Annotated in this window: 21 protein-coding genes and 1 pseudogene; 13 read left to right on the top strand and 9 right to left on the bottom strand. The window is 65.4% G+C overall.

Annotated elements, in window-relative coordinates; all coding sequences use genetic code 11:
• Positions 1-3 precede the first annotated feature (3 nt).
• Positions 4-1,824 carry an autotransporter domain-containing esterase gene (locus ABB29_RS07715; RefSeq protein ID WP_057658038.1) on the bottom strand — a complete coding sequence of 607 codons (1,821 nt, stop codon included), beginning with the start codon at positions 1,822-1,824 and terminating at the stop codon, positions 4-6.
• Positions 1,825-2,002: 178 nt separating this feature from the next.
• On the opposite strand from ABB29_RS07715, the gene thiS reads away from it, so the two are divergent.
• From thiS to ABB29_RS07695, 4 genes are all read left to right on the top strand, one after another.
• Entirely contained in the window at positions 2,003-2,203 is a 201-nt protein-coding gene (gene thiS / locus ABB29_RS07710) for a sulfur carrier protein ThiS (RefSeq protein WP_057658037.1), read from the top strand.
• A 101-nt stretch (positions 2,204-2,304) separates the two neighbouring features.
• Positions 2,305-3,099 (top strand): thiazole synthase, encoded by a 795-nt coding sequence (locus ABB29_RS07705; protein ID WP_057658036.1) that lies wholly within the window; start codon positions 2,305-2,307, stop codon positions 3,097-3,099.
• Between the two features lie 76 nt (positions 3,100-3,175).
• Positions 3,176-3,910, top strand: coding sequence for a tRNA (guanosine(46)-N7)-methyltransferase TrmB (gene trmB / locus ABB29_RS07700; RefSeq protein WP_057658035.1), 735 nt, complete (start codon positions 3,176-3,178; stop codon positions 3,908-3,910).
• Between the two features lie 42 nt (positions 3,911-3,952).
• Positions 3,953-5,806 (top strand): SLC13 family permease, encoded by a 1,854-nt coding sequence (locus ABB29_RS07695; RefSeq protein WP_057658034.1) that lies wholly within the window; start codon positions 3,953-3,955, stop codon positions 5,804-5,806.
• Between the two features lie 4 nt (positions 5,807-5,810).
• Here the strand turns inward: ABB29_RS07695 and ABB29_RS07690 are convergent, their stop codons facing one another.
• On the bottom strand, positions 5,811-6,143 hold the full coding sequence (locus tag ABB29_RS07690) for a Rieske (2Fe-2S) protein (protein WP_057658033.1): 333 nt from the start codon (positions 6,141-6,143) through the stop codon (positions 5,811-5,813).
• A 91-nt stretch (positions 6,144-6,234) separates the two neighbouring features.
• On the opposite strand from ABB29_RS07690, the gene ABB29_RS07685 reads away from it, so the two are divergent.
• The 6 genes from ABB29_RS07685 to ABB29_RS07660 all read left to right on the top strand — a co-directional run bounded on the left by ABB29_RS07685 (position 6,235) and on the right by ABB29_RS07660 (position 10,497).
• Complete coding sequence (locus ABB29_RS07685) at positions 6,235-6,528, top strand: hypothetical protein (protein WP_057658032.1); 294 nt, start codon at positions 6,235-6,237, stop codon at positions 6,526-6,528.
• A gap of 75 nt (positions 6,529-6,603) precedes the next feature.
• Positions 6,604-7,314 (top strand): fumarylacetoacetate hydrolase family protein, encoded by a 711-nt coding sequence (locus ABB29_RS07680; RefSeq protein ID WP_057658031.1) that lies wholly within the window; start codon positions 6,604-6,606, stop codon positions 7,312-7,314.
• Positions 7,315-7,408: 94 nt separating this feature from the next.
• A complete protein-coding gene (gene mscL, locus ABB29_RS07675) occupies positions 7,409-7,816 on the top strand; it encodes a large-conductance mechanosensitive channel protein MscL (protein ID WP_057658030.1) in 408 nt (135 codons plus the stop codon).
• A 90-nt stretch (positions 7,817-7,906) separates the two neighbouring features.
• The gene (locus tag ABB29_RS07670) at positions 7,907-9,334 is read left to right on the top strand and encodes a M28 family peptidase (protein ID WP_425414744.1); all 1,428 of its coding nucleotides are present in this window, start codon (positions 7,907-7,909) and stop codon (positions 9,332-9,334) included.
• 105 nt (positions 9,335-9,439) lie between these two features.
• Complete coding sequence (locus tag ABB29_RS07665; RefSeq protein WP_057658028.1) at positions 9,440-10,078, top strand: DUF5671 domain-containing protein; 639 nt, start codon at positions 9,440-9,442, stop codon at positions 10,076-10,078.
• Positions 10,075-10,497 carry a hypothetical protein gene (locus tag ABB29_RS07660; RefSeq protein ID WP_057658027.1) on the top strand — a complete coding sequence of 141 codons (423 nt, stop codon included), beginning with the start codon at positions 10,075-10,077 and terminating at the stop codon, positions 10,495-10,497. Before ABB29_RS07665 ends, ABB29_RS07660 begins: the two co-directional genes overlap by 4 nt.
• Positions 10,498-10,722: 225 nt before the next feature.
• On the opposite strand, the gene ABB29_RS07655 is transcribed toward ABB29_RS07660, so the two are convergent.
• The 7 genes from ABB29_RS07655 to cysD form a co-directional block, all read right to left on the bottom strand.
• Positions 10,723-11,595: a TrmH family RNA methyltransferase gene (locus ABB29_RS07655; RefSeq protein WP_083487629.1), complete on the bottom strand. Its 873-nt coding sequence runs from the start codon at positions 11,593-11,595 to the stop codon at positions 10,723-10,725.
• 24 nt (positions 11,596-11,619) lie between these two features.
• Entirely contained in the window at positions 11,620-13,068 is a 1,449-nt protein-coding gene (locus ABB29_RS07650) for an alanine/glycine:cation symporter family protein (RefSeq protein WP_057658026.1), read from the bottom strand.
• Between the two features lie 107 nt (positions 13,069-13,175).
• A complete protein-coding gene (locus tag ABB29_RS07645) occupies positions 13,176-13,772 on the bottom strand; it encodes a GNAT family N-acetyltransferase (protein ID WP_057658025.1) in 597 nt (198 codons plus the stop codon).
• Positions 13,765-16,890, bottom strand: coding sequence for an efflux RND transporter permease subunit (locus ABB29_RS07640; RefSeq protein ID WP_057658024.1), 3,126 nt, complete (start codon positions 16,888-16,890; stop codon positions 13,765-13,767). The genes ABB29_RS07645 and ABB29_RS07640 overlap by 8 nt, the downstream gene beginning before the upstream one ends.
• A complete protein-coding gene (locus tag ABB29_RS07635; RefSeq protein WP_057658139.1) occupies positions 16,887-17,945 on the bottom strand; it encodes an efflux RND transporter periplasmic adaptor subunit in 1,059 nt (352 codons plus the stop codon). The genes ABB29_RS07640 and ABB29_RS07635 overlap by 4 nt, the downstream gene beginning before the upstream one ends.
• A gap of 264 nt (positions 17,946-18,209) precedes the next feature.
• A complete protein-coding gene (gene cysN / locus ABB29_RS07630; protein WP_057658023.1) occupies positions 18,210-20,165 on the bottom strand; it encodes a sulfate adenylyltransferase subunit CysN in 1,956 nt (651 codons plus the stop codon).
• Positions 20,165-21,076: a sulfate adenylyltransferase subunit CysD gene (cysD, locus tag ABB29_RS07625; RefSeq protein ID WP_057658022.1), complete on the bottom strand. Its 912-nt coding sequence runs from the start codon at positions 21,074-21,076 to the stop codon at positions 20,165-20,167. The genes cysN and cysD overlap by 1 nt, the downstream gene beginning before the upstream one ends.
• A 224-nt stretch (positions 21,077-21,300) precedes the next feature.
• Here cysD and ABB29_RS07620 point away from each other — a divergent pair, with 224 nt between their 5' ends.
• The 3 genes and pseudogenes from ABB29_RS07620 to ABB29_RS07610 all read left to right on the top strand — a co-directional run bounded on the left by ABB29_RS07620 (position 21,301) and on the right by ABB29_RS07610 (position 25,643).
• Positions 21,301-23,169, top strand: coding sequence for an assimilatory sulfite reductase (NADPH) flavoprotein subunit (locus tag ABB29_RS07620; protein ID WP_057658021.1), 1,869 nt, complete (start codon positions 21,301-21,303; stop codon positions 23,167-23,169).
• 24 nt (positions 23,170-23,193) lie between these two features.
• Positions 23,194-24,924: pseudogene (gene cysI, locus ABB29_RS07615) on the top strand (assimilatory sulfite reductase (NADPH) hemoprotein subunit); the annotation flags it as partial.
• The gene (locus tag ABB29_RS07610; protein WP_057658019.1) at positions 24,921-25,643 is read left to right on the top strand and encodes a phosphoadenylyl-sulfate reductase; all 723 of its coding nucleotides are present in this window, start codon (positions 24,921-24,923) and stop codon (positions 25,641-25,643) included. The pseudogene cysI and the gene ABB29_RS07610, both read left to right, overlap by 4 nt.
• Positions 25,644-25,906 lie beyond the last annotated feature (263 nt).

Raw genomic sequence — 25,906 nt, 5'->3', positions numbered from 1 at the left:
CGCTCAGAAGCCGCCGCTCAGGGTCGCGAACAGGGTGGCGTTGTTGCCGCCCTTCTGCTCGACGGTGGCGGTGGCGCCGATGTCGGCGTCGAGGCCGAACAAGCGGGTGCGCACGCCGACCATCATGGTGCCGAAGTCCTGATCGACCTGCAGGCCGGGGACCGCGTACGGCACCAGCCCGGGCACGCTCTGCAACTGCGCGAAGGCTTCGGCCGGGGCGTCTTCGAACTCATGATCGAAGGTGAAGCGTGCATACGGACGCACATGGTCGTTGGCCTGGATCGACATCTGCCAGCCGATGCTGCCAATCAGCGAATCCCAGTCCTGATCCGGATAGCTCAGTGCGGTCGCGCTGCTGTTGTTTTCGCTGTAACCGTCCAGTTCCACCGTCTGCGAGACGACGCTGGCGACCGGCCCATGGCGGAAGCTGCCTTCGCCGAATTCGTAGCCGGCATTCAGCGCCGCGGTCAGGTTGCTGCCATCGGCCGAACCGCTGTGGGTGCGGGTGGCCGGGCCGAGGTGGACGTTGCGGTCGACGTCATACGACAACCAGGTGTAGCTGAGCTGGCCATTGACCCATGCGCGCTCGCCATACCAGCCGGCAAAGCCACCGAGGGTGGCATCGCTTTCATCGAAGCTGCCGCCGCGCCCGCCGAAATCCATGTTGGCCTTGCCATAACCGCCGAAGCCGCCAAACACCCAGGCACCGCGCGCCCAATCGATGCCGAAGGTGCCGGCCGGGCTGGTGCCATCGAAGTCGCCTTCGTCATAGCGCGGCGTGTCAGCGCGCAGGTCGCCCCACCAGCGCATGCCATCGGCCTCCGGTGCCTGGCCGACATGCGCGGCGACGCGATCGGCGCGGGCACGGCCGACCAGGGTCGCGGTATAGGCCAGCACCGCATTCTGGCGTGGCGCTTCCAGGATCGACTGCGCGTACTCGGCCAGCATCCGGTGGGCGGCGGTGGTCGGGTGCACGCCGTCGGCGAACACATAGCTCTCGGCCGCGTCCGGGGTGACGTAATCGGCCGGGCTGCAGGTCAGCGAGGATTCGATGTTGCAGGCGGTACCGGTGACGTTGCTGAAACCGTACTCGGCCGGCGAGGCGATGATTTCGCCCAGGAAACCGAAGGTATCCAGCGGAATCACCCGCAAGCCGGCCTGGGCCAGGCCGCCGTACAGGGCGTCGTTGTAGGCGGTCGCCAACTGGGTACCACCGGCCATCCCGGCCGCACCCTGGGCACGGAACTGCGGAGTGATGCCGAGGTTGGGGATATTCGGCACCAGCACGTAGCGGGCGCCAGCCTGTTGCAGGCCGGCAACCACGCCAATCTCGGTGGTCACCGCATTGACGATGGTGGCCGGGGTTTCCTCGCCAGCGGCCACCGCGAACAGATCATTGGCGCCGCCCCAGACGGTGTACAGGGCATTGGGGTCGGCGCTGCCGCCATTGGCGGCCAGATAGTTGCCGACCTGGCTGGCCACTGACGGCACCGTGCCGAACGGACTGCTGCGATCGACGTCGAGGCGGGCGCCGCCGACGGCGTAGTTGTCGCCGCCCTGGTTCACCGGCGTGGCATTGGTACCGTACTGGTCAGCCAGGAATTCGGCCCACACCAGTCCCGGGTTGGTGCTGAAGCGGCCGACGATGGCCGCGCCCGGTCCGCCGACCTGGATCAGGCCGGGGCGGAAGGCACCGGCATCGGTCAGGCTGTCGCCAAAAAACACCGTGTTCGAAAAGGGGCTGCTCTGGGCCACCGCCGGCGCGGCGGCAACCGCCAGGGCCAGCGCCAGGACATGGCGCATGGGCCGTTTCTGCATCTTCATGGGTCTTTCTCCGGGGCTAAACAATAGAGGAACATCCTGCGTACCGGCTCTGCCGTACGGTTACGCACGGTAGGCATCGTTCCACCAACCCCCAAGCGGTTCACGCTGCAACGCGGCAAAGCGCGCAGGCAGGGCCGACGGCCGTGCATACGTCGCTGCGAGCGGCCACAATATGCGCATGGATATTCTGTTGAACGGCCAGCCCCGCACCCTGCCCGACCACGCCACCCTGGCCGAGCTGCTGCAGCTCGAAGGCCTGGCCCAGCGCCGGGTGGCGGTGGAAATCAATGGCGAAATCATCCCCCGCAGCCAGCATGCGCAACAGCCGCTGCAGGCCAGCGACCGGGTCGAGATCGTCCACGCATTGGGCGGTGGCTGAGCGCTGCCCGCGAGCGCCTGTCATGGCATCAGCCTGCCTGCGGCAGTCATAAGTCATGCGCCGCTCTACACGGCGAGGGCGCAACGCGCCATAATTCACCGATGAATGCATCCCCCACGCCCGACCCGCTGGTGATTGCGGGAAAAACCTATCGCTCGCGCCTGTTGACCGGCACCGGCAAGTTCAAGGATTTCGAAGAGACCCGCATCGCCACCGATGCGGCCGGCGCCGAAATCGTCACCGTGGCCATCCGCCGCACCAACCTCGGCCAGTCACCCAACGAGCCCAACCTGCTCGACGTGCTGCCGCCGGACCGTTACACCATCCTGCCCAACACCGCTGGCTGCTATACCGCCGCCGACGCGGTGCGCACCTGCCGGCTGGCCCGCGAACTGCTGGACGGCCATACCCTGGTCAAGCTGGAAGTGCTGGGCGACCAGAAGACCCTGTATCCGGACGTGGTGCAGACCCTGACCGCCGCCGAACAACTGGTCGCCGACGGCTTCCAGGTCATGGTCTACACCAGCGACGACCCGATCCTGGCGCGCCGGCTGGAGGAAATCGGCTGCGTGGCGGTGATGCCGCTGGCGGCGCCGATCGGCTCAGGCCTGGGTATCCAGAACAAGTACAACCTGCTGGAAATCATTGAAAGCGCCAAGGTCCCGGTGCTGGTCGATGCCGGCGTCGGCACCGCGTCAGACGCGGCCATCGCCATGGAACTGGGCTGCGACGGCGTGCTGATGAACACCGCCATTGCCGGTGCACGCAACCCGGTGCTGATGGCCAGCGCGATGAGAAAAGCGGTCGAGGCCGGGCGCGAGGCCTTTCTGGCCGGGCGCATCCCGCGCAAGCGCAATGCGTCGGCGTCCAGCCCGATTGACGGGCTGATCGGGTGAGCAGACACGCACGCCCATGTCGGGATGACGGCTGCCGGCCCCGTTCGGCGATGATGATGTCGCAGCGGGAAACAGCATGACCGACCCCTTCGCCAGTCCCGGTGCCAAGACCCCGCCCAAACCCTTCACCGTGACCGAAGGTCGCCGTGAGGTACGCAGTTTCGTGCTGCGCCAGGGCCGCTTCACCGAAGCGCAGCAACGCGCGTTCGACCAGCAATGGCCGCGTTTCGGTCTGGACTACCTGGGCCAGCCACGTGATTTCGATGCCGCCTTCGGTCGCGCCGCGCCGCTGGTCATGGAAATCGGTTTCGGCAATGGCCAGGCCCTGCGCTTCGCCGCTCAGCAGGATCCGAGCCGCAACTACATCGGCCTGGAAGTGCACGCGCCCGGCGTCGGCCGCCTGCTCAATGCGCTGGCCGAAGACAGCGCCGACAACGTGCGCCTGTATCACCACGACGCGGTTGAAGTGCTGATGCACGAGGTCGCCGATGGTGGGCTGGACGAAGTCCGCATCTATTTCCCCGACCCGTGGCACAAGAAGCGCCACAACAAGCGCCGGCTGGTACAACCGGCGTTCGCACAGCTACTGGCGCGCAAACTGCGCATCGGTGGCCGCCTGCATTGCGCCACCGACTGGCAGGACTACGCCGAGCAGATGTGGGACGTACTCGACGCCACCCCCGGCCTGCACAACAGCGCTGGTCCGCGTGGACAGGTGCCACGCCCGCCATGGCGTCCACAGACCCATTTCGAGACCCGCGGCCAGAAACTCGGCCACGGCGTCTGGGACCTGCTGTACGAGCGCGGCTGATCCGTCGCCGGCAACCCGAGAACGAAGGAACCCCGCACACCCATGGAAAACGCGCTGACGCTGACCAACGACATGAAGCTCGTCCTCGGGCTGGTCGGGTTCACGATGGCGATGTTCCTGTTCGAACGCATCCGCGCCGATCTGGTCGCACTGGTGGTGCTGGTGGTGCTGGGCCTGACCGGACTGATTGCACCGGAAGAAATCTTCGGCGGCTTCTCCGGCAACGCGGTGATGAGCATCATCGCCACCATGATCCTGGGCGCCGGCCTCGACCGCACCGGTGCGCTCAACCGGCTGGCCTCGTGGCTGCTGCGACGCGGCCACGGCATCGAGCAACGGCTGCTGATGATGACCATGGCCATCGCCGGGCTCAATTCCTCGTTCATGCAGAACCCTTCGGTGATGGCGTTGTTCATGCCGGTCGCCTCGCGCCTGTCCTCGCGTACCGGGCTGTCGCTGCAACGGCTGCTGCTGCCGATTGCAGCGGCGATCGTGATGGGCGGGGCGCTGACCATGGTCGGCAACTCGCCACTGATCCTGCTCAACGATCTGCTGGTCTCGGCCAACAACAACCTGCCTTCGGGCATGGCCACGCTGGAACCATTGCGGATGTTCGCGCCGCTGCCGATTGGCCTGTCGTTGCTGGCCGCGGCGCTGCTGTATTTCCATTTCTACGGCGACAAAAAGCTCAAGGCCGAGACCGAAAGCAACGTCACCCCGGCCCGCACCGAAAGCTATTTCGCCCAGAGCTACGGCATCGAAGGCGATGTGTTCGAGTTGCTGGTCACCGCCGAAAGCCCGCTGGTCGGGATGTCGTTGAGCGAAGCCGAGGCGATGCATGCGGCACCGCTGATGCTGGCGCTGCAGACCGCCAACGACACCCGCCTGGCCCCGCCCGGCGACATGCGCATCTGGGTTGGCAGCGTACTCGGGGTGATGGGGCCGCGGCAGGAAGTTGCCGACTTCGCCCAGAACCATTTCCTGCGCATGTCATCGCGGCTGCGCCACTTTGGCGATCTGTTCAATCCCAGCCGCGCCGGCATTTCCGAGGCGGTGGTGCCGCCGACGTCGAAGTTCATCGGCAAGACCGCCGCCGATCTGCGCCTGCGCAAACAGGAAGGCATCAGCCTGCTGGCGATCAACCGCGACAAGAAGGTGATGCGCGAGGACGTGCGCAGGATCCCGATGCGCGCCGGCGACATGCTGGTGTTCCATAGCATCTGGCAGGACCTCAAGCAGGCATCGGAGAGTCGCGACTTCGTGGTCGTGACCGACTATCCCAAAAGCGAGCAGCGACCGCACAAGTTCAAGATTGCGATGAGCATCTTCGCCATCACCATCCTGATTGCACTGACCTCGCGTCTGCCGGTCGCACTGACCCTGATGACCGGCGTCGCCGGCATGCTGCTGACCGGGGTGCTGCGGATGGACGAGGCCTACGCGGCGATCAACTGGAAGACGGTGTTCCTGATGGCCGGGCTGATACCGATGGGCTGGGCGATGGACAGCAGTGGCGCCGCGGCCTGGGTCGCCGGGCACACCGTACAGCGGCTGCCCGACGGCATCCCGGTATGGCTGCTGGAAATCGCCATCGCCCTGCTGACGACTGCATTTTCACTGGTCATCAGTCATGTCGGCGCGACCATCGTGATGGTGCCGATCGCGATCAACCTGGCCCTGGCTGCCGGTGGCAACCCGACCGCATTCGCACTGATTGTTGCGCTGTCGGCATCCAACAACCTGATGTCAGCCTCCAATCCGGTGATCTCGATGATCACCGGCCCGGCCAACTACAGCTCACGCCAGCTGTGGCGCGTCGGCGGCCCGATGTCGCTGATCTACACCGCGGTCATCGTGCTGGTGATCAACATCATGTTCTGGGTCTCGGGCAGCTGACGCCCTAGCCCAGCTGCACCTGTCCGTCGACGATCCGCAGTGCCACCGCGCGCAGCGAATCACCCTTGCACGGGCCGGCCACGCAGAGCCCGTCGGTCGGCTGGAAACTGGCGCCATGGGCGGCACAGACCAGCAATCCATCCTTGCTTTTCAGGAACTTGCCCGGCGCCCAGTCCAGCCGCCGGCCCGCGTGCGGGCAGACGTTGAGCCAGGCGCGCACCTGCTCGCCCTGGCGATAGAGCAGCAACGATTCGGCATCGCCATTCAGGCTGGCTTCGAGTTCAACGAACTCCCCGTCGGGCAAGGCTTCCAGCGCAATCAGTGAATCCGGTTCCATAGCGTTTAACGAAGTCCTCACACAGTCACGTTTCTGTCATCCGATACTGCACGCATCGGCCGTCCGCGGCCACTATGCATGACCCTGGTAGATGTTCGCACGAAGCTTCCAATTCAATATGTTCCGCGGCGGCCTTTCACGTGCCGCCTTTGCCCCGCGCAAGCCGCGTCATCCGCTGTTGCGGGTGGCATTGGGCCTGTTGGGCCTGGCCGTGTTGTGCGTGCTGGTGTTCTTCAGCGTATTTGTCGGCGCTGCCATGATCGCGGTCGGCATCGTCTACAAACTGCTGCGCCAGAGCGGCAAGCCGCAAGCCAATGGTCGTGGCCAGACCCTGGATGGCGAATATCGCGTGGTCAGCAAACCGGTGTTGCCGCTGTCACGCTGATCCGCATGCGGGCCACCAGCGTACTGCTCTAAACTACGCGTCCCCTCGACGACGCCAGCGGCTCGGCCGCACGCCATGACCGACATCATTCCCGCCGCCGAACTGCCGCGCGTACCCGTCCGCGGCGGACAGACGTTCCCGGTCCGCCGCATTTTCTGCGTCGGCCGCAATTTTGCCGACCACGCCAGGGAAATGGGCGCCAGCGCGCCTGCTTCCAGGGCCGAGCGCGGACAGCCGGTGTTCTTCCATAAACCGGCCGATGCCATCGTCACCGGCAACGCCGACGTCCCCTACCCACCCGCCACCAGCGATCTGCATCATGAAGTGGAACTGGTGGTGGCACTGGGCAGGGACGCGCCGGCCGGGGCGCTGTCGCGTGAGGACGCCGCAGCGCTGGTGCTGGCCTACGGCGTGGGCCTGGACCTGACCCGCCGTGACCTGCAGGCCGCAGCCAAGGCCAAGGGCCTGCCGTGGGATACCGGCAAGGGCTTCGACCATTCGGCGCCGATCAGCGAGCTGGTCCTGGCCAGTGAGGCCGGCGATCTCGAACACCGCCAGCTGCGGCTGACCGTCAACGGCCAGCTGCGCCAGCACGGTGCACTGACCGATCTGATCTGGGACGTGGCCGACATCCTGCACGAGCTGTCGTTGCTGTACCAGCTGCGCGCTGGCGATCTGGTCTTCATGGGCACGCCGGCGGGTGTGGCCGCGCTGCAACCGGACGATGAATTTGTCGCCGAGCTGGTTGACCTGGTGCAGCTGACCGGCCGCATCGTCGCATCCTGAACATCAAACGCGATGGCCGAGGTTGTCGCCTCGGTCACTGCGTTGTAGTGTCTGCCAAATGGACGCCTTGGCGTCATCTCTGCGAGGACAGCGAATGGGAATGATCAGCGAGTTCAAGGCCTTCATCGCCCGCGGCAACGTGGTCGACCTGGCGGTGGGTGTGGTCATCGGCGCTGCATTCGGCAAGATTGTCAGTGCCCTGGTCGACGGCATCATCATGCCGGTGGTGGGTCTGCTGCTGGGCGGACAGAAGTTCGGCAGCCTGGCCATCACCCTGCGCGAGGCGCAGATGGACGCGGCCGGCAAGGAAATCACCCCGGCATTGATGCTCAACTACGGCAGCTTCATCCAGACCATCATTGATTTCCTGCTGATCGCCTTCGTCATCTTCCTGTTCCTGAAAGCCTACAACCGGCTGCAGGCGCCGAAGGATGAAGCTCCTGCCGCGGTCCCTGAAGACGTGCTGCTGCTGCGTGAAATACGCGATTCGTTGAAGAAATAACAGCACGCCCGGCCTCCGGCCCGGGACTTGTTTCACATGCCGGAAGAGCCGCCGGCTGCTACGCTCGTGGCTCTTTTGCCTATGGTCAGATTGATGCGTCTAGCTCCCCTGGTGTTGGCCCTTGCCGTGGCCTGTCCCTCGTTGTCCCATGCCGCACAGCCGGCGGCGACTGGTCTGTCCGCGCAATCGCTGGATGCCGCCGCGCAGTTGCGCGAGCAGGCGCTGGCCGATGACACCGGCTGGAAGGTGGTCGAATCGCTGACCACTGAAATCGGTCCGCGCATGGCCGGCAGCGAAGCCGATCCGAAAGCCGTCGCCTGGGCACAGGCCAAGTTCAAGGCGCTGGGCTTCGACAAGGTCTGGACCGAACCGGTGACGTTTCCGAAGTGGCAACGCCGCAGCGAGCATGCCGCCGTGCTCGGCGAGCATGCACAGCCGCTGACGCTGACCGCCCTCGGCGGCAGCCCGGCCGGCAACGTACAGGGCGAGGTGGTGCGCTTTGCCGACCTGGCCGCGCTCGAGGCTGCGCCGGAAGGTTCATTGAAGGGCAAGATTGCATTCGTCGATTACCAGATGGTGGCCGCCCGCGACGGCCGCGATTACGGCAACGGCAGCCGGATCCGTTCGCGCGGACCGTCGGCGGCCATCCGCAAGGGCGCGATCGGGTACCTGATGCGCTCGGCCGGCACCGACAGCCACCGCGTCGCCCACACCGGCATCACCCGTTTCGACGAGGGCCTGACCCCCGTGCCGTCGGCGGCGTTGAGCGTGCCCGATGCCAATCAGCTGGCGCGGCTGCTGGCGCTGGGCAAGCCGGTGCGGGTGCAACTGGATCTGGACTGCGGCTGGGACGGCACGGCGACCTCGTACAACGTCATCGGCGAAATCACCGGCAGCAGCCTGCCGGATGAAGTGGTGGTGATCGGTGGCCACCTGGACTCCTGGGATCAGGGTACTGGTGCCATCGACGATGGCGCCGGTGTCGGCATCACCATGGCCGCCGGCCATCTGATTGGCCAGCTCAAGCACGCACCCAAGCGCAGCATCCGGGTGATCGCGTTCGCCAACGAAGAACAGGGTCTGTACGGCGGCAAGGCCTATGCCGAAGCGCACAAGGATCAGGTGCGACTGCACCAGATCGGTGCCGAAAGCGACTTTGGCGCCGGCCGCATCTACGCCTTCAATACCGGCTCGCCGGCAGCGGAGGCATCGCGCGCGGCTACCGCGAAAATCGCCGAGGTACTGGCCCCGCTGGGCATCGAATACGCGCCCGACAAGGGCGGCCCCGGTCCGGATATCGGCCCTTCTGCCGCCCACGGCATGGCCTGGGCCTGGCTGGCGCAGGACGGTACCGACTACTTCAACCTGCATCACACGCCTGACGACACGCTGGACAAGATCGATCCCAAGGCACTGGCGCAGAACGTCGCCGCCTATGCCGTGTTCGCCTATCTGGCCGCGGACGCCGATGGCAGCTTTGGCAGCGAGAAGAAGGAAGTGACGCCGCCGTCCGAGTAGTACCCGCCACTCACTCGAACCGCTGCCTCGTGATGCATCACATGCGTTGTGCAGCCGCAAGGTCCATGCACTACAGTGCGTGGACCGGACAGCCAGGACGCAGTGATGAGTGAGCAGCAGGAACTCGAGCAGTTTGTCGGCCGTGCGCTGGCCCAGGGCCAGTCGCGTGCCGATATCGCCGCGGTACTGGCCGAGGCAGGCTGGCCGCCGGAACACGTGGCCGTTGCCATGCACCGCTATGCGGAAGTCGACTTCCCGCTGCCGGTGCCACGGCCACGCGCGCAGTTGTCGGCACGCGAAGCCTTCCTCTACCTGGTGCTGTTCGCCACCCTGTATCTGTGGGCCTATCACCTGGCGGATCTGTTGTTCGAGCTGATCGAGCAGTTCATCGCTCCCGCCACTGACAACGCGTTGTACCGGCGCTCGTCGCGCGACATGACCAACTCGGTCGCCTCGATCCTGATCGCGCTGCCGGTATTTATCTGGCTGAGCCACCGGCTGTCGGCGGATCTGCACAGGCATCCAATCAAGCGACTGTCGCCGGTACGACGCTGGCTGACCTACCTGACCCTGTTCATTGCCGCGATGGTGGTGCTGGCCGATCTGATCATCCTGATCAGCCGCGTGCTCAATGGCGACATGACCACGCCGTTGCTGTTGAAATGCGCTGTGGTCCTGGCCATCGCCGGGCCGATATTCGGCTGGTATCTGTGGGATCTGCGACATGAGGAGCAGGAACCATGACGCGCCCGGGTGCCGGTAGCTGGCTGCTCGGCGCGGCGGTACTGGTGGTGGTGGCGGCGCTGACGATTTACTTCGCGACGATTGGTTCACCGCAACTGCTGCGCCAGCAGCGCGAGGACCAGCAGCGCCTGCAGGATCTGCATCGCTTGTCGATCCAGCTGGAAAAGTACCAGACAGTGCACGGCAGGCTGCCGACCTCGCAATCGGACCTGGTCGAAGACGTTCTCCGCGACCCGGTCACCGGCCAGCCCTACGAATATCTGCCGTCGTCCACCAATCCAGCCAGCTTCCGGCTGTGCGCCAGCTTCACCGCACCGTTGCGGCGCAAAGGCGGTTGGGATGAGATCAACGGCCAGCAGCGCCCCGCGCAGGCCGGCCGTCATTGCTTTGTCTTTGAAACCGGTGAGGTTGCCCGGTAGATCGGAGTTGCTTGCATCCCCTTTCGGGGACTCCGCTTTGCATCGAGCGACATCTGCGTGTCGGCGAGTTGTGCAGCGGAGCAAGCTCCGCTCTACGCTGTGCGGCATCTGCGTGTCGGCGAGTGATCGATTTGTTCAGCGGAGCAAGCTCCGCTCTACGCTGTGCGGCATCTGCGTGTCGGCGGCTGATCGGTTGGTCAGCGGAGCGAGCTCCGCTCTACGGGATTAGAGGCGGTGCTTGAGCCGCCACTGCGCCAGCAGCACCGCGGTGGCCGCGGCAACGTTCAGACTTTCCACCGCGCCGCTGCCGGGGATCGACAACTGCATGTCGCAGTCCTTGGCCAGGTTCCGGGCCATGCCTTCGCCTTCAGCGCCCATCACGTAGATCAACCGTTGTGGCAGTTCCCTGGTGAACACATCAGCGCCACCACGCACCACCGTGGCGGCCAGCTGGAACCCGGCGGCGCGCAGTTGCGTCATGGCATCACCCGCCTCGCCCATCCGCACCAGCGCCACCGATTCGGCACCGCCTTCGGCGACCCGGGCCGCGGCGCCGGACAGAGCCAGGCTGGTATCGGCGGGTTGCAGGATGCCGGCCACGCCGAAGTGCGCGGCCGAGCGCAGGATCGCGCCGAAGTTGTGCGGATTGCCGACGCCATCCAGCCAGATCGCCAGCGCCGGACCCGCTGGCAGCTGGCCCAGCCATGCCTCCAGCGACAGCGGTTCGGCTTTCAGTACATCGACCACCACGCCCTCATGGTGCGAGCTTGACGCCAGCTTGTTGAGGTCGGCATCGGCCACCACCCGGTAACCGACCCGATGCTTCACGCACCAGGCCAGCAGCGGTTGCAACTGCGGGATGCGTGCCTCGGCCAGGTATAGCTTGCGGATCCGCTGCGGTTGCCTTGCGAACACCGCCTGCACCGCGTTGAAGCCGTAGAGGCGCAGCTCATTGGCTGGCCGTACCGGCGGCATTGCGTCATTGTCCATTGGCTGGCGATCGCTGCGATCATCGCGCGGCTGCGAAGCGCGCGGACGCTCCTGACCACCAGGCTTGCGGCCGGATCGCGGCGGGTGTGGCTTCCAGGGCGAATTCATCGAAACAGGCTCATCAGGGGCCGGTCACGGCAGTTTGTTGATGTCGCGCCACAGATCGGCGTGCTTGATGCCCAACGCATCCGGATCGAACACCGGATCCTTGCCCGCTTTCTTCTGCTGCTCGTAATCCTTCAACGCGCGCAGCGCTGGCCGCTGCAGGATCAGGATGGCAATGATGTTGAGCCATGCCATCAGGCCGACGCCGATATCACCCAGGGTCCAGGCCGAGCCGCCGGCACGCAGGATTCCCACCCCGATCGCCGCCAGGATCGCCACCCGCAGCAGCAGCACCAGCCATGGCCGGTGCACCCTGCGGTTGATGTAGGCAACGTTGGTTTCGGCCATGTAGTAGTAGGCCATGATGGTGGTGAAGGCAAAGAACAGCAGCGCGATGGCGACGAAGGCAGCGCCGAAACCGGGCAGCAGGGATTCCACCGATTGCTGTGCATAGTTGGCACCGGTCGCCACTCCCGGCAGGTGTTCGACCAGCAGGCCGGCAGCGGGATCGGCGCCCTGCACGTTGTACATGCCGGTCGACAAAATCATGAAGGCGGTGGCCGAGCACACCAGCAGGGTATCGACATAGACCGAGAACGCCTGCACGTAACCCTGCTTGGCCGGGTGCGAGACTTCGGCAGCGGCGGCGGCATGCGGCCCGGTGCCCTGGCCGGCCTCGTTGGAATAGATGCCGCGCTTGACGCCCCATTCGATGGCCAGGCCGATCAGCCCGCCGAATATCGCCTCGGCGCCGAACGCACTCTTGAAAATCAGGCCGAACATCGCCGGCACCTGATCGATTTCGATGACCATGATGGTCAGCGCCATCAGCAGATAACCCAACGCCATGAACGGCACCACCACCTGGGCGAAGCTGGCGATGCGGGTGACGCCACCGAAGATGATGAAGGCCAGCGCCACCACCAGACCGGTGGCGGTGATCCACGGTGCCACGCCCCAGGCGCCGGTCATGCCCTTGGAAATCTCGCTGGCCTGCACGCCCGGCAGCAGGAAACCGCAGGCGATGATGGTGACGATCGCGAACAGCCATGCATACCACTGCTGGCCCATCGCTTTTTCGATGAAGTACGCCGGGCCACCGCGGTAACGGCCTTCGTCGTCTTTCTCCTTGTAGATCTGCGCCAGCGTCGATTCGACATAGGCGGTGGACGCGCCCAGGAACGCCATCACCCACATCCAGAACACCGCGCCCGGGCCACCGTAATAGATGGCGGTGGCGACACCAGCGATGTTGCCGACCCCGACCCGCCCCGACAGCGAAATCGCCAGTGCCTGGAACGAGGACACGCCGGCGTCGGACTTCTCGCCGCGCAGCATCAGCCGGATCATCTCCGGCACGCCGCGCAGCTGCATGAAGCGGGTACGGATGGAGAAATACAGGCCGGCCCCCAGGCACAGCACGATCAGCGGCGTACTCCAGACAATGTCGTTGATGCTGCTGAAAAATGCTTCCATTCAAAACTCCTGGAATGAGGTGGGCGTAATCACGGGGCAAGGACGCGCGACGCGTTCGATTGTCCACGATCGCGCCCCATTTGGCGAAACAAGCCGCTGGCGGTCAATCACTCATGGTCGATGGCCATGGATGAAACTGCCGGCAGAGCGTTGGCAGCGATGGCGTCGGGCAGCGGCAGGATCAGCGAAAACAGCCGCAGATCCTGCGGCTTGCCGGCGCGCAGCACCGCCTGGCGCTGGATGCCTTCCTGCTCGAAGCCGCACTTGGCCAGCACCGCCGCCGAGGCCGGATTGGACACCAGCACCTGTGCCTGCAGGCGATGCAGGGACAGCTCGCGCATGACCCACGGCACGTAGCAGTCCAGTACCCGGGTCATGATGCCCTGGCCCCAGTAGCGACGTCCCAGCCAATAGCCCAGCTCGGCGACGCCGGCGCGCTCGCCGCTGGCCGGATGCGCACCGATACCGCCACAGGCAACGCCGTCAATCTCGATGGCCAACACCGGATCGCGCAGATCCACCACTTCGCCAGCCAGGAAACGCACCCCGTCCAGGCGCCGGTACGGATGTGGAAAGCGCGAACTCAGCCCGCGGGCGACCTCGGCATCGTTGGCATGCCGGACCAGCGAACGCAGGTCATGCGGCGACCAGCGCCGCAGCACGAATCCCTGCCCTTGCAGTCGCAGTGGATCGGACTCAGGCATGGCCACCGACCGAAGGAGTTTTCTGTTCCAGATCCTGCAGCGTGTGCGCCACCGAGTCCGGCGACCTGGTGTATGGCGCCAGACGGGCATAGAACGCCGGCACCACGAACAGTGACAGCAGGGTCGAGAACGAAACACCGGCAATGACCACCACGCCAATCGTGGCGCGGCTGGCCGAACCGGGGCCACCGGCGACCACCAGCGGGATGGCGCCGACCACGGTGGCGATCGAGGTCATCAGGATCGGCCGCAGGCGCACCGAGGCCGATTCGACGATGGCCGCGTGCACGGCCCGGCCTTCGTCACGCAGCTGGTTGGCGAACTCGACGATCAGGATGCCGTTCTTGGCCGCCAGCCCGACCAGCATGACGATGCCGATCTGGCTGAACAGATTCAACGTGCCGCCGCTGATCCACAAGCCCAGCAGCGCGCCGAGCACGCCCAGTGGCACGGTCAGCATGATCACCAGCGGATGCAGGAAACTCTCGAACTGCGCGGCCAGCACCAGATAGACGATCAACAGCGCCATCGCGAAGGTCAGCAGTACCGCACCGCCGGATTGCTGGTATTCGCGCGACTCGCCCTTCCAGTCGATCTGCGCGTACTCGGGCAACTCCTCGCGCGCGGTCTGCTGCGCCCAGGCAATCGCATCGCCCAGCCGGTAGCCCGGTGCCAGGCCGGCGCTGATGGTGATCGAACGCAAACGGTTGAAGCGGTTCAAGGTGCCCGGCTCGGCGACCTCGCTCAGAGTAACCAGGTTGGACAGCGGAATCAGTTCGCCCGAACGCGAACGGACCCGGATCGCGTCGAGATCGGCTGGCGAGGCCCGCAGCTGCTTCTTGGCCTGCACGATGACGTCGTACTCCTCGCCGTTGTCGACAAAGGTGGTGACCCGGCGCGAACCCATCAGCGTTTCCAGCGCGCGACCAATGTCGGTCACGCCGACGCCCAGATCAGCGGCGCGCTGGTGGTCGATGTCGACCCGCATCTGCGGCCGGGTTTCCTTGTAGTCCGAATCCGGGCCCACCAGGCCGGGATTCTGTTCCATCCGTCGCAGCATGCGATCACGCCACTGCGCGATCTCGCTGTACTCCGGCCCACCCAGCACCATCTGGAACTGCTGGCCACGACTGCGCACCAGCCCACCGCCGACCTGGGTACGCGCGCGCACGCCCTGCAGGCCATCCAGCGCGTGCTGCATCTGGTCGGCTACTTCCGGCGTGGTGACGGTGCGCTTGTCCCAGTCCTGCAGGAAGATGCTGATACGGCCGGTATGCATTTCCTCGCTGGATCCGTAGCTGCCAGGAACGCGCGGATTGGCCCGCTGCAGCGGTTTGTCCGGACCGACGAAGCCGTTGACGATCGCTTCGGCTTTCTTCACTTGCGCCACGGTGTAGTCGAAACCGGCGCCCTCAGGGCCATCGATGATGATGTTGAACACGCCGCGATCCTCCGCCGGCGCCAACTCTGACGGCAGGTAGTGGAACAGTACGCCGATGGCCGCCAGCGCCAATACCATCAGGCCACCGAACAGCCAGGTGCGATCGACGTTGCGGTCCAGCGTTCCTCGATAGCGGGCGGTCACCCAGTCCAGCCGCCGGTTGACCCAGCCGTGGATGCGGTTGGGTTTTTCCCTGGCGTGCGGTTTGAGCAGCTTGGACGACATCATCGGAGTCAGCGACAGCGCCACGAAGGCCGAGATCGCCACCGCCGCGGCCAGTGCCACCGCCAGTTCGCGGAACAGGCGGCCGGTGTTGCCTTCCAGGAAGCCGACCGGCAGGAACACCGCCACCAGCACCGCGGTGGTCGCGATCACCGCGAACGCGACCTGCGCCGATCCCCGCTTGGCCGCCACCAGCGCCGGCTCGCCCAGATCAACGCGGCGCTGGATGTTCTCGACCACCACGATGGCGTCATCCACCACCAGGCCGATCGACAGCACCAGTGCCAGCAGGGTCAGCAGGTTGATCGAAAAGCCGAATGCATACAACGCGATGAACGAAGCGATCAGACAGACCGGCACGGTGACCGCGGGAATCAACGCCGCGCGCACGCTGCCCAGGAACAGCCAGATGACGATCAGCACCAGCACGATGGCCTCGGCCAGGGTGTGGTACACGCGCTCGACCGAGGCCTCGATGAAGGTGGTGTTGTCGAACGCGACGAATATGTGGGTGCCCTTCGGCAGCGTGGTCTCGATCTTCTTGGCCACCTCGCGCGCGGCGCGGGCCACGTCCAGCGCATTGGCGGTGGAGGTCTTGACGATGCCCAGGCCGATGCCCGGCTCGCCATTGCTGTGGTAATAGGCGCGGCGTTCGGCCGAGGCCAGCTCGACCTGGGCCACGTCGCCCAATCGCACCACATAGCCATCCGGACCCTTGCCGAGCGGGATGCGGGCGAAGTCCTCCGGTTTCAGGTAACTGCGTTCGACCCGCAGGGTGAAATCGCGGGTGTCGGATTCCAGCCGCCCCGCCGGCAACTCGACGTTCTCGCGCTGCAGCGCGTCCTCGACGTCACTGACCACCAGATTGCGCGCGGCCAGCTGATCGCGGTCAAGCCAGATCCGCATCGCGTAGCGCTGGTTGCCGCCGATGCGGATGGTGGCCACGCCGTCGATGGCCGAGAAACGGTCCTTGACGTAGCGGTCGGCATAATCGCTGAGCTGCAGCGTGTCCATGCTCGACGAGGTCATGTTGAACCAGATGATCGCGTCGGCGTCGCTTTCGACCTTGGAGATCTCCGGCGGCCGCGCCTCGTCGGGCATGCGATCGGCGACCCGGCTGACCGCGTCGCGGACATCGTTGGCGGCGGCCTCGACATCGCGCTTGGCGTTGAACTCGATGCTGACGTCGGACTCGCCGTTGGTGCTGCGCGCGTTGATGGTCTCGATGCCTTCGATGCCCGACAACGCGTCTTCCAGCACCTGGGTGATGCGGGTTTCGATCACCGCCGCCGAGGCGCCGGTGTATTCCACTTCCACCGAGACAATCGGTGGATCGATGGCAGGCAGTTCACGCAGGGTCAGGCGGGTGAACGACATCACCCCCAGCACGATCAACAACAGGCTCATGACCACGGCAAACACCGGCCGGGTAATCGAGATGTTGGAGAGTTTCATTGCGCGGCCGCCCGTGCCGCCGGTACCGCGGCGCCCGGCTTGGCATCGGCGCTGGCGCCATCGTCGATCTTCAGGCCGCTGCGTAGTTTGCCGACGCCATCGACCACGATGCGATCGCCACTGGCCAGTCCTTCGCGCACCTCGACATCGCCATCGCGGCGGACACCCAGTTCGACCGGCACCTGCTCGACCGTGTCATCGGCCTTGACCCGGTACACATGCGACTCGCGGCCGACCTGGACCACGGCGATTTCCGGCACCACCAGTGCCTGTCGCGACGGCTGGTACAGCTCGACGTCGATCAACATGCCGGGGCGCAGCTTGTGATCGGCGTTGGCGAATACCGCGCGCACGGTGACCGCGCGGGTCTGCGCGTCGATCCGCGCGTCGATGGTCTCGACCTGGCCTTCGAACTTCAGCGCCGGCCAGGCCGAGGTGCTGCCGACCACCTTGTCACCGACCTGCAACGAGGCCAGGTCCACTTCCGGCACCTGGAAATCGACGTACATGCTTTCGATGTCGTCGAGGGTGGCGATGACCGTGGTCGGCGTGGTCAGCGCACCGGGGCTGACCTGGCGGATGCCGAGCACGCCTGAGAACGGTGCGCGGATGGTGCGGTCGCTGATGTCCGAACGCATCTGCCGCACCCGCCCCTGCGCCGCATTGCGTAACGCCCGCTGCGCATCGATCGCCGAGCGCGCGATCAATTGCTGGTCGGCCAGCTCCTGCTGCCGCTTGTACAACTGGTCGGCTTCGTTGAAGGTCGCCTCGGCCTGCGCCAGTGCCGCCTGCTGGGCGTCTTCCTTGAGCGTCACCAGCGGCTGGCCGGCAACCACGCGCTGGCCACTTTCGAAATGCACGCCTTCGATGATGTCGCTGACCTTGGCGGTCAGGGTCACCGATTCATGCGCCTTGGCGGTGCCCAAGGCCTTCAGCGAATCGTTCCACTCACGCGACTTGATGACCTGGGTGGTCACCGGCACCGGTTTGTCGTGGCCGCCATCGACCGCCGCGTCGCGACCACAGCCGACCAGCACCACCACGCCGGCCAGCATCGCCAGCCGGATCAGTGCCGTACGCGTGAGGGAGGTGGACTCTGTGTCCACCCGCGCCGGAAACCGGTTCAACATGTTTATCCCAAGGCCTGAAACCACCTTGAAGTTTACAGTCAGGCCATCAACGAAAGGGCCGCCGAAAGCGCCGATACAGCATGACTGATGACCCTTGCACGGGTTACCGGTGCAGGCTGCATGCTGGCCGGAAACAAGCGCATGGCGAAGCTCGCCACGCTGGCCTTTGCATGGCGAGCACCGCCTGGCTCAATCCAGCCGCAGCGCCTTCAGTACCTGCTGGGCCAGCTGTTCAGGCGACTGTTCGCCAGCCGGCAGATGCAGTTCGGCTGCCGTCGGTGCCTCGTAAGGCGAGTCGATGCCGGTGAAATTGGGGATCTGGCCGGCCCGGGCCTTGCGATACAGGCCCTTGACGTCGCGCTGTTCAGCCAGTGCCAGCGGCACGTCGACGAAGATCTCGATGAACTCGCCGTCCTCGAAACGCTCGCGCGCCATCTGCCGCTCGGCCCTGAACGGCGAGATGAAGCTGACCAGCACGATCAATCCGGCGTCGGTCATCAGCCTGGCGACCTCGGCGACGCGACGGATGTTCTCGACCCGGTCCTCGTCGGTGAAACCGAGGTCGCGGTTGAGGCCGTGGCGGACGTTGTCGCCATCGAGGATGAAGCTGTGATAGCCCAGTGCATGCAGGCGCTTGTCGACCAGATTGGCAATCGTCGACTTGCCGGCACCGGACAGGCCGGTGAACCACAGCACCTTGGGCTGCTGGCCCTTGGCCCGCGCGCGCGCCGCCTTGTCCACGTCCAGATGCTGCCAGTGCACGTTGCCGGCGCGGCGCAAGGCGAAATCCAGCGTGCCGGCCGCCACCGTGGCGTTGCTTTGCCGGTCAATCAGAATGAAACCACCCAGCACCCGGTTGCTTGCATAGGCGGCGAACGCGACCGGCTCATCCAGGCTCAGGTTGCAGTAACCGACTTCGTTGAGCTCCAGCCGCTTGGCCGCCAGATGCTCGCGCGTATTGACGTCGACCCGGTGCTTGATCTCGCTGATCGTCGCCGACACGGTGCGGGTGCCGATCTTCAGCAGGTAGGGGCGACCTGGCAACAACGCGGCCTCGTCCATCCACAGCAGGTGCGCGGCGAACTGATCGGCAACCTCGGCCGGATCATCGGCGGCGGCAATCACGTCACCGCGGCTGATGTCGATTTCATCGGCAAGGGTCAGGGTGACCGCCTGGCCGCTATGCGCCTGTGCCACTTCACCATTGCCATCCAGCACCGTCGCCACGGTCGAGCGGCGCCCGGAAGGCAACACCACCACCGCATCGCCAGGCTTGACGCTGCCGGCGGCGATGGTACCGACAAAGCCGCGGAAATTCTGGTGCGGACGATTGACCCATTGCACCGGCAGGCGCAAACCGGTTTGCTGGTCGCTATCGAGCAACGGCACGCTTTCCAGATGCTGCAGCAGGCTGGTGCAGTCGTACCAGGGCATACGCTCGGAACGCTGCGACAAATTGTCGCCGTTCAGTGCCGACAGCGGAATGCAGCTGACCTGGGCAATCCCCAGCTGTTGCGCCAGCGCCCGGTATTCATCGGCAATGCGCTCGAACACGGCGTGGTCGTAATCGACCAGATCCATCTTGTTGACCGCCAGCACCACCTGGCGGATGCCCAGCAACGAAACGATATAGCTGTGCCGGTGGGTCTGGGTCAGCAGCCCCTTGCGCGCATCGACCAGTACCACCGCCAGGTCCGCAGTCGAGGCACCGGTCGCCATATTGCGGGTGTACTGCTCGTGGCCGGGGCAGTCGGCGACGATGAACTTGCGCTTTTCGGTATCGAAATAACGATAGGCGACATCGATGGTGATGCCCTGTTCGCGTTCGGCGGCCAAGCCGTCCAGCAACAACGCGTAGTCGATGTTATCGCCCTGGGTGCCGTGACGGCGACTGTCATTGGCCAGCGCCGCCAGTTGATCGTCGAACAAGCGCTTGCTGTCGAACAGCAACCGCCCGATCAGCGTGCTCTTGCCGTCATCGACGCTGCCGCAGGTGATAAAGCGCAGCAGCGGTTTTTCCTCATGCTGTTTGAGGTAGCTGTCCAGGGACCGGGGACCGGGGACCGGGGACCGGGCAGCCGCCACACTCGAATGACCAGGTTTCGCGTCCCGGCTTTTCGATCCCGCATCTGTTTCCTGCTGCATCAGAAGTATCCCTCCAGCTTCTTTTTCTCCATCGATGCACCGGGGTCGTGATCGATCACCCGTCCCTGCCGCTCCGAGCTGCGGGTGACCAGCATTTCCTGGATGATCGCCTCCAGCGAGTCGGCGTTGGATTCAATCGCGCCGGTCAGCGGATAGCAGCCCAGCGTGCGGAACCGGACCTGGCGTTGTCGCGGCTCTTCGCCAGCAGCCAGTGGCAAGCGCTCGTCATCGACCATGATCAGCGCGCCATCGCGCTCGACCACCGGTCGCGGCGCGGCGAAATACAGCGGCACCACCGGAATGTTCTCGCGATAGATGTACAGCCAGATATCCAGCTCGGTCCAGTTCGACAACGGGAACACGCGCACGCTCTCGCCTTTGCGGATGCGGGCGTTGTACAGGTTCCACAGCTCGGGCCGCTGTGCTTTCGGATCCCAGCGGTGACGCTCGTTGCGGAACGAGAAAATACGTTCCTTGGCGCGCGACTTCTCCTCGTCGCGGCGGGCGCCGCCAATGGCGGCGTCAAAACCATGCTGATCCAGCGCCTGCTTGAGGCCCTGGGTTTTCATGATGTCGGTGTGCACGGTGGCACCGTGGCTGATCGGTCCGATGTCCTGGGCCACGCCATCGGGATTGATGTGCACCCGCAGCTCCAGCCCGGTCTCGGCCACCCGCCGGTCGCGGAAGGCGATCATCTCGCGGAACTTCCAGCGGGTATCGACATGCAGCAGCGGGATCGGCGGTTTGCCGGGGGCGAATGCCTTCAGCAGCAGGTGCATCAGCACCGAGCTGTCCTTGCCCACCGAGTACAGCAGGACCGGGTTGCGGAACTCGGCCGCGACCTCGCGCAGGATGTGCAGGCTTTCGGCTTCCAGGCGATCCAGGTGGGACAAACGCGGGGCGACGGTCATCAGGGTCTGCGGTATGAAAGGCGGTGGTCAGGACACCGGCGAAGGGTAGCAGCTACCCGCCACCGTGGCTGGCCAGGGCGCCCAGTATTGGCCGTGCCGCCACCGCGGTGAAATAAGCCAAAGCGATAAGCGCATAACCACATGTCCTTTCTGCTGCGATCAGGATGTCCCTAGCATCGGTGCTCCTGATCGGGCACGCCTGATCGTCCTGCAAGGTCCCGCCGATGAGCGCCACCTCCCCTGCATTGGCCCCCAGCCCGTTGCCCGACGAGCGCAAGCGGCTGCTGGCCCAGGTCGTGGATGGCCTGGATGGCGCCAGCCTGTGGTGGGTATCCGGCTATGCGGCTGGGCTGGCCCAGGCCCACGGACCAGCCAGCCCACAGCTGGCCCTGCTGCCGCCCGCGGCGGTCGTATCGGCCGCGCCCGCTGGCGCCACCACCAGCACCCTGACCATCGTCTATGGCAGCCAGACCGGCAATGCCAAGCGCCAGGCCGAACAGCTGGCTGCCGCCGCCGAAGCCGCCGGGCTGGGGGTGCGACTGCTGCGCGCCGACGCCTATCCGACCCGCGAGCTGGCCAGGGAGCGGCTGCTGTACGTGGTCATCAGCACCCAGGGCGAAGGCGACCCGCCCGACGACGCCATTGGCCTGGTTGAATTCATCAGCGGCAAGCGCGCACCACGGCTGCCGGAACTCAGATATGCGGTGCTCGGTCTCGGCGATTCCAGCTATGCCGATTTCTGCGGCATCAGCCGGCGACTGGATGCGCGCCTGGCCGAGCTCGGCGCCAACCGCCTGTTCGCGGTCGGCGAAGCCGACCTGGACATCGACACCGTCGCCACCCCGTGGCGCGAACAGGCACTGGCGCAGGCGCGCGAGCTGCTCACCTCCGAGCATGCTGCCGTACCCAGCGCGACCGTGACCCCGCTGCGCCCGGCCAACGTGCCGGCCTATTCGCATGACCGGCCATTCGCCGCCGAACTGCTGCTCAACCAGCCGCTGAGTGGTCGCAATTTCAAGGGCCCGGGTTTCCTGCAGTACGGTGCCGCCGGCAAGGACGTGCGCCATATCGAGCTGTCGTTGCAGGGCAGCGGTCTGCATTACGAACCCGGTGATGCACTCGGCATCTGGCAGCGCAATCCGGCGCCACTGGTCGAAGGCGTGCTGCGCACCTTGCAACTGGATGGCGAGCAAGCGGTGTCACATGACGGCCAGACCCTGCCACTGCGTGAATGGCTGGCTGGCAAGCGCGAACTCAACAAGCTGGCGCGACCGCTGCTGGCGCTGCATGCCGCGCAATCACGCAGCGACGAACTCAACGACCTGCTGGCGCCGGGGCGCAACGCGGCGCTGGCCGAGTTGCTCAACACCCATCAATTGATCGATGTGCTGCGGCGCTGGCCGGCGCATTGGGACGCGCAAGAACTGGTCGCGGCATTGCGGCCATTAGCACCACGCTTGTATTCCATCGCTTCCAGTCGCAAGCGGGTCGGCGAGGAAGTGCATCTGACCGTCGACGTGCTGAACTACGAAGCCTTTGGCTACGCCCATCTCGGCGCCGCCAGCGGCTTCCTGTCATCGCTGCAGGACGGCGACAGCGCACCGGTCTACATCGAAGCCAACGAACGCTTCCGGCTGCCGGCCGACGGCGCGCGCGACGTCCTGATGATCGGCCCCGGCACCGGCGTGGCGCCGTTCCGCGGTTTTGTCCAGGAGCGCGCCGAAACCGCTGCCAGCGGCCGTAACTGGCTGTTCTTCGGTGCCCAGCACTTCAACCAGGACTTCCTCTACCAGAGCGAATGGCAGGAAGCGCTGCGCAATGGCGAACTGCATCGGCTGGATCTGGCGTTCTCGCGTGATCAGGCCGACAAGGTCTACGTGCAGCAACGGCTGCGCGAAAGCGGCCGTGCCGTCTACGACTGGCTGGAAAACGGCGCTCACCTGTACGTCTGCGGTGCAATCGGCATGGGCAAGGACGTGCACGCCGCGTTGCTCGACATCGTCATCGAACACGCCGGCGTCGATGCCGACGCCGCCAACGACTACCTGACCCGCCTGCAGACCGGCGGTCGCTACAGCCGCGATGTGTACTGAGCCACGGCGGCCAGCGCATCCAGCCAACGGAAGACCATGAGCACGCATTCAGTAGAAGACATCAAGTCCGACAGCAAGCGCCTTCGCGGCAGCCTGCTCGACAGCCTGGCCGATCCGGTCACCGGCGCCCTGCGCGAATCGGACCAGACCCTGATCAAGTACCACGGCAGCTACCAGCAGGACGATCGCGATCTGCGCGATGAGCGGCGCCGGCAGAAGCTGGAGCCGGCCTACCAGTTCATGATCCGCACCCGCACTCCGGGCGGCGTGGTCAGTCCACGCCAGTGGCTGCAGCTGGATGCCATTGCCAGCCGTTATGCCAACCATTCGCTGCGCATCACTACCCGCCAGGCATTCCAGTTCCACGGCGTGATCAAGCGTGAGCTGAAGGCCACCATGCAGGCGATCAACGCCGCCCTGATCGACACCCTGGCTGCCTGTGGCGACGTCAACCGCAACGTGCTGGTGGCAGCCAACCCACTGGAATCGCGCGCCCACGCCCAGGTGCAGGGGTGGGCGGAAATGCTGTCCGCGCACCTGCTGCCCAACACCCGCGCCTATTACGAAATCTGGCTGGACGAAGAACAGGTGGCCGGCAGTGGCCAGGAGCAGGAGCCGATCTACGGCAACACCTATCTGCCGCGCAAGTTCAAGATCGGCTTCGCGGTGCCGCCGGTCAACGATGTCGATGTGTTCGCCAACGACCTCGGCCTGATCGCGGTGATCGAGGACGGCGTGCTGGCCGGCTTCAACGTCAGCATCGGCGGCGGCATGGGCGCGACCCATGGCGACGCCGAAACCTACCCGCGGGTGGCCAACGTGATCGGCTTCATCCGCCCCGAGCAGCTGCTGGACCTGGGCACGGCAGTGGTCACCACCCAGCGCGATTTCGGCAATCGCGAACAACGCAAGCGCGCCCGCTTCAAATACACCATTGACGATCACGGTCTGGACACCATTGTCCGTGAAATCGAAAGCCGCGCCGGCTTCACTCTCTCACCGGCGCGTGCTTTCACCTTCGACCACAACGGCGACCGCTTTGGCTGGGTCGAGGGCGAAGACGGACGCTGGCACCTGACCCTGCACCTGTACGCCGGCCGCATCGCCGATCGCGGCGCAGCGCGCCACCTGACCGGGCTGCGCCGGATTGCCGCACTGCTGGAGCAGAATGGCGACAGCCAGCAGTTCCGGATGACCGCCAACCAGAACCTGGTCATCGCCGGTGTGCCAGCGGCGCAGCGGGCCAGCATCGACGCACTGGCCCGCGAGCACGGCCTGGATACCGGCCAGCAGCTGGAAACCGCATTGGCACGCGCGGCGATGGCCTGCGTGGCACTGCCAACCTGTGGCCTGGCGATGGCCGAGGCCGAGCGCTACCTGCCGGATTTCATCGCCACGCTGCAGCCGCTGCTGCAACAGCATGGCCTGCAGGAACAACCCATGGTGCTGCGCATCAGTGGCTGTCCGAATGGCTGCTCGCGCCCTTACCTGGCCGAGATCGCTCTGGTCGGCAAGGCACCGGGCCGCTACAACCTGATGCTCGGCGGCGACCTGCGCGGCCAGCGCCTGAACACGCTGTACCGCGAAAACATCACTGAAGCCGAGATCCTGGCCGAACTGGACGCGCTGTTCGCACGTTACGCCGCCCAGCGCCATGCCGGCGAAGCGTTCGGCGATTTCCTCCACCGCAGTGGCGTGATCACCCTGCCCGGCTACCCCACACACCGGGAAATTTCCCTGGAGCTGCACTCATGAATGCCCCGTCCCGCGCTGCAATACTGCCATTCCAGGACAGCATCGCCAGCCACAACCAGATGCTGGAAGCCGCCAGTGCGCCCGAACGCGTGCGCTGGGCGCTGCAACATGGCCACGGCAAGCCGGCGCTGTCTTCCAGCTTCGGCGCGCAGGCGGCGGTGTTGCTGCACATGCTGACCGAGCAGCAGCCGGACATCCCGGTGATTCTGATCGACACCGGCTACCTGTTCCCGGAAACCTATCGCTTTGCCGATCAGCTGAGCGAGCGCCTGAAGCTCAACCTGCAGGTGTACCGGCCACTGGTCAGCCGCGCCTGGATGGAAGCACGCCACGGCCGGCTGTGGGAACAGGGTCTGGTCGGCATCGAGCAGTACAACAACCTGCGCAAGGTCGAACCGATGAAACGCGCCCTGCAGGAACTGCAGGTCGGCACCTGGTTCACCGGGCTGCGCCGCAGCCAGGCCAGCAGCCGTGCCAACACCCCGATCCTGCAGCAGCGCGACGGTCGCCTGAAGGTCAACCCGATCGCCGACTGGACCGACCGCGACGTGTGGCAGTACCTGAAAGCGCATGAGCTGCCCTATCACCCATTGTGGGAACAGGGCTACGTCTCGATCGGCGACATCCACACCACCGCCCGCTGGGAACCGGGCATGAGCGAAGAAGACACCCGCTTCTTCGGCCTCAAGCGCGAATGCGGCCTGCACACCGAGATCTGACCAGCTGCCGGAGAATCTGTTCCGCACCCGCTACCGGAGGTCAACCATCGACAGCGGACAGCGGATGAGTGCTTTCAGCTTCTCTGCCCGCCAACGCCGTTGAGCACTCGTCATCCCGGCGAGCACTCCTCCCTGTAAATCCTCATCATCCCGATAAGCACTCGTCATCCCGATAGATACTCGTCATCCCGATAAACGCTCGTCATCCCGATAAACACTCGTCATCCCGATAAACACTCGTCATCCCGATAAACACTCGTCAT

This window comes from Pseudoxanthomonas dokdonensis (genome assembly GCF_001431405.1).
GTDB lineage: Bacteria > Pseudomonadota > Gammaproteobacteria > Xanthomonadales > Xanthomonadaceae > Pseudoxanthomonas_A > Pseudoxanthomonas_A dokdonensis.
This window is presented reverse-complemented; position numbering and strand designations above follow the sequence as displayed.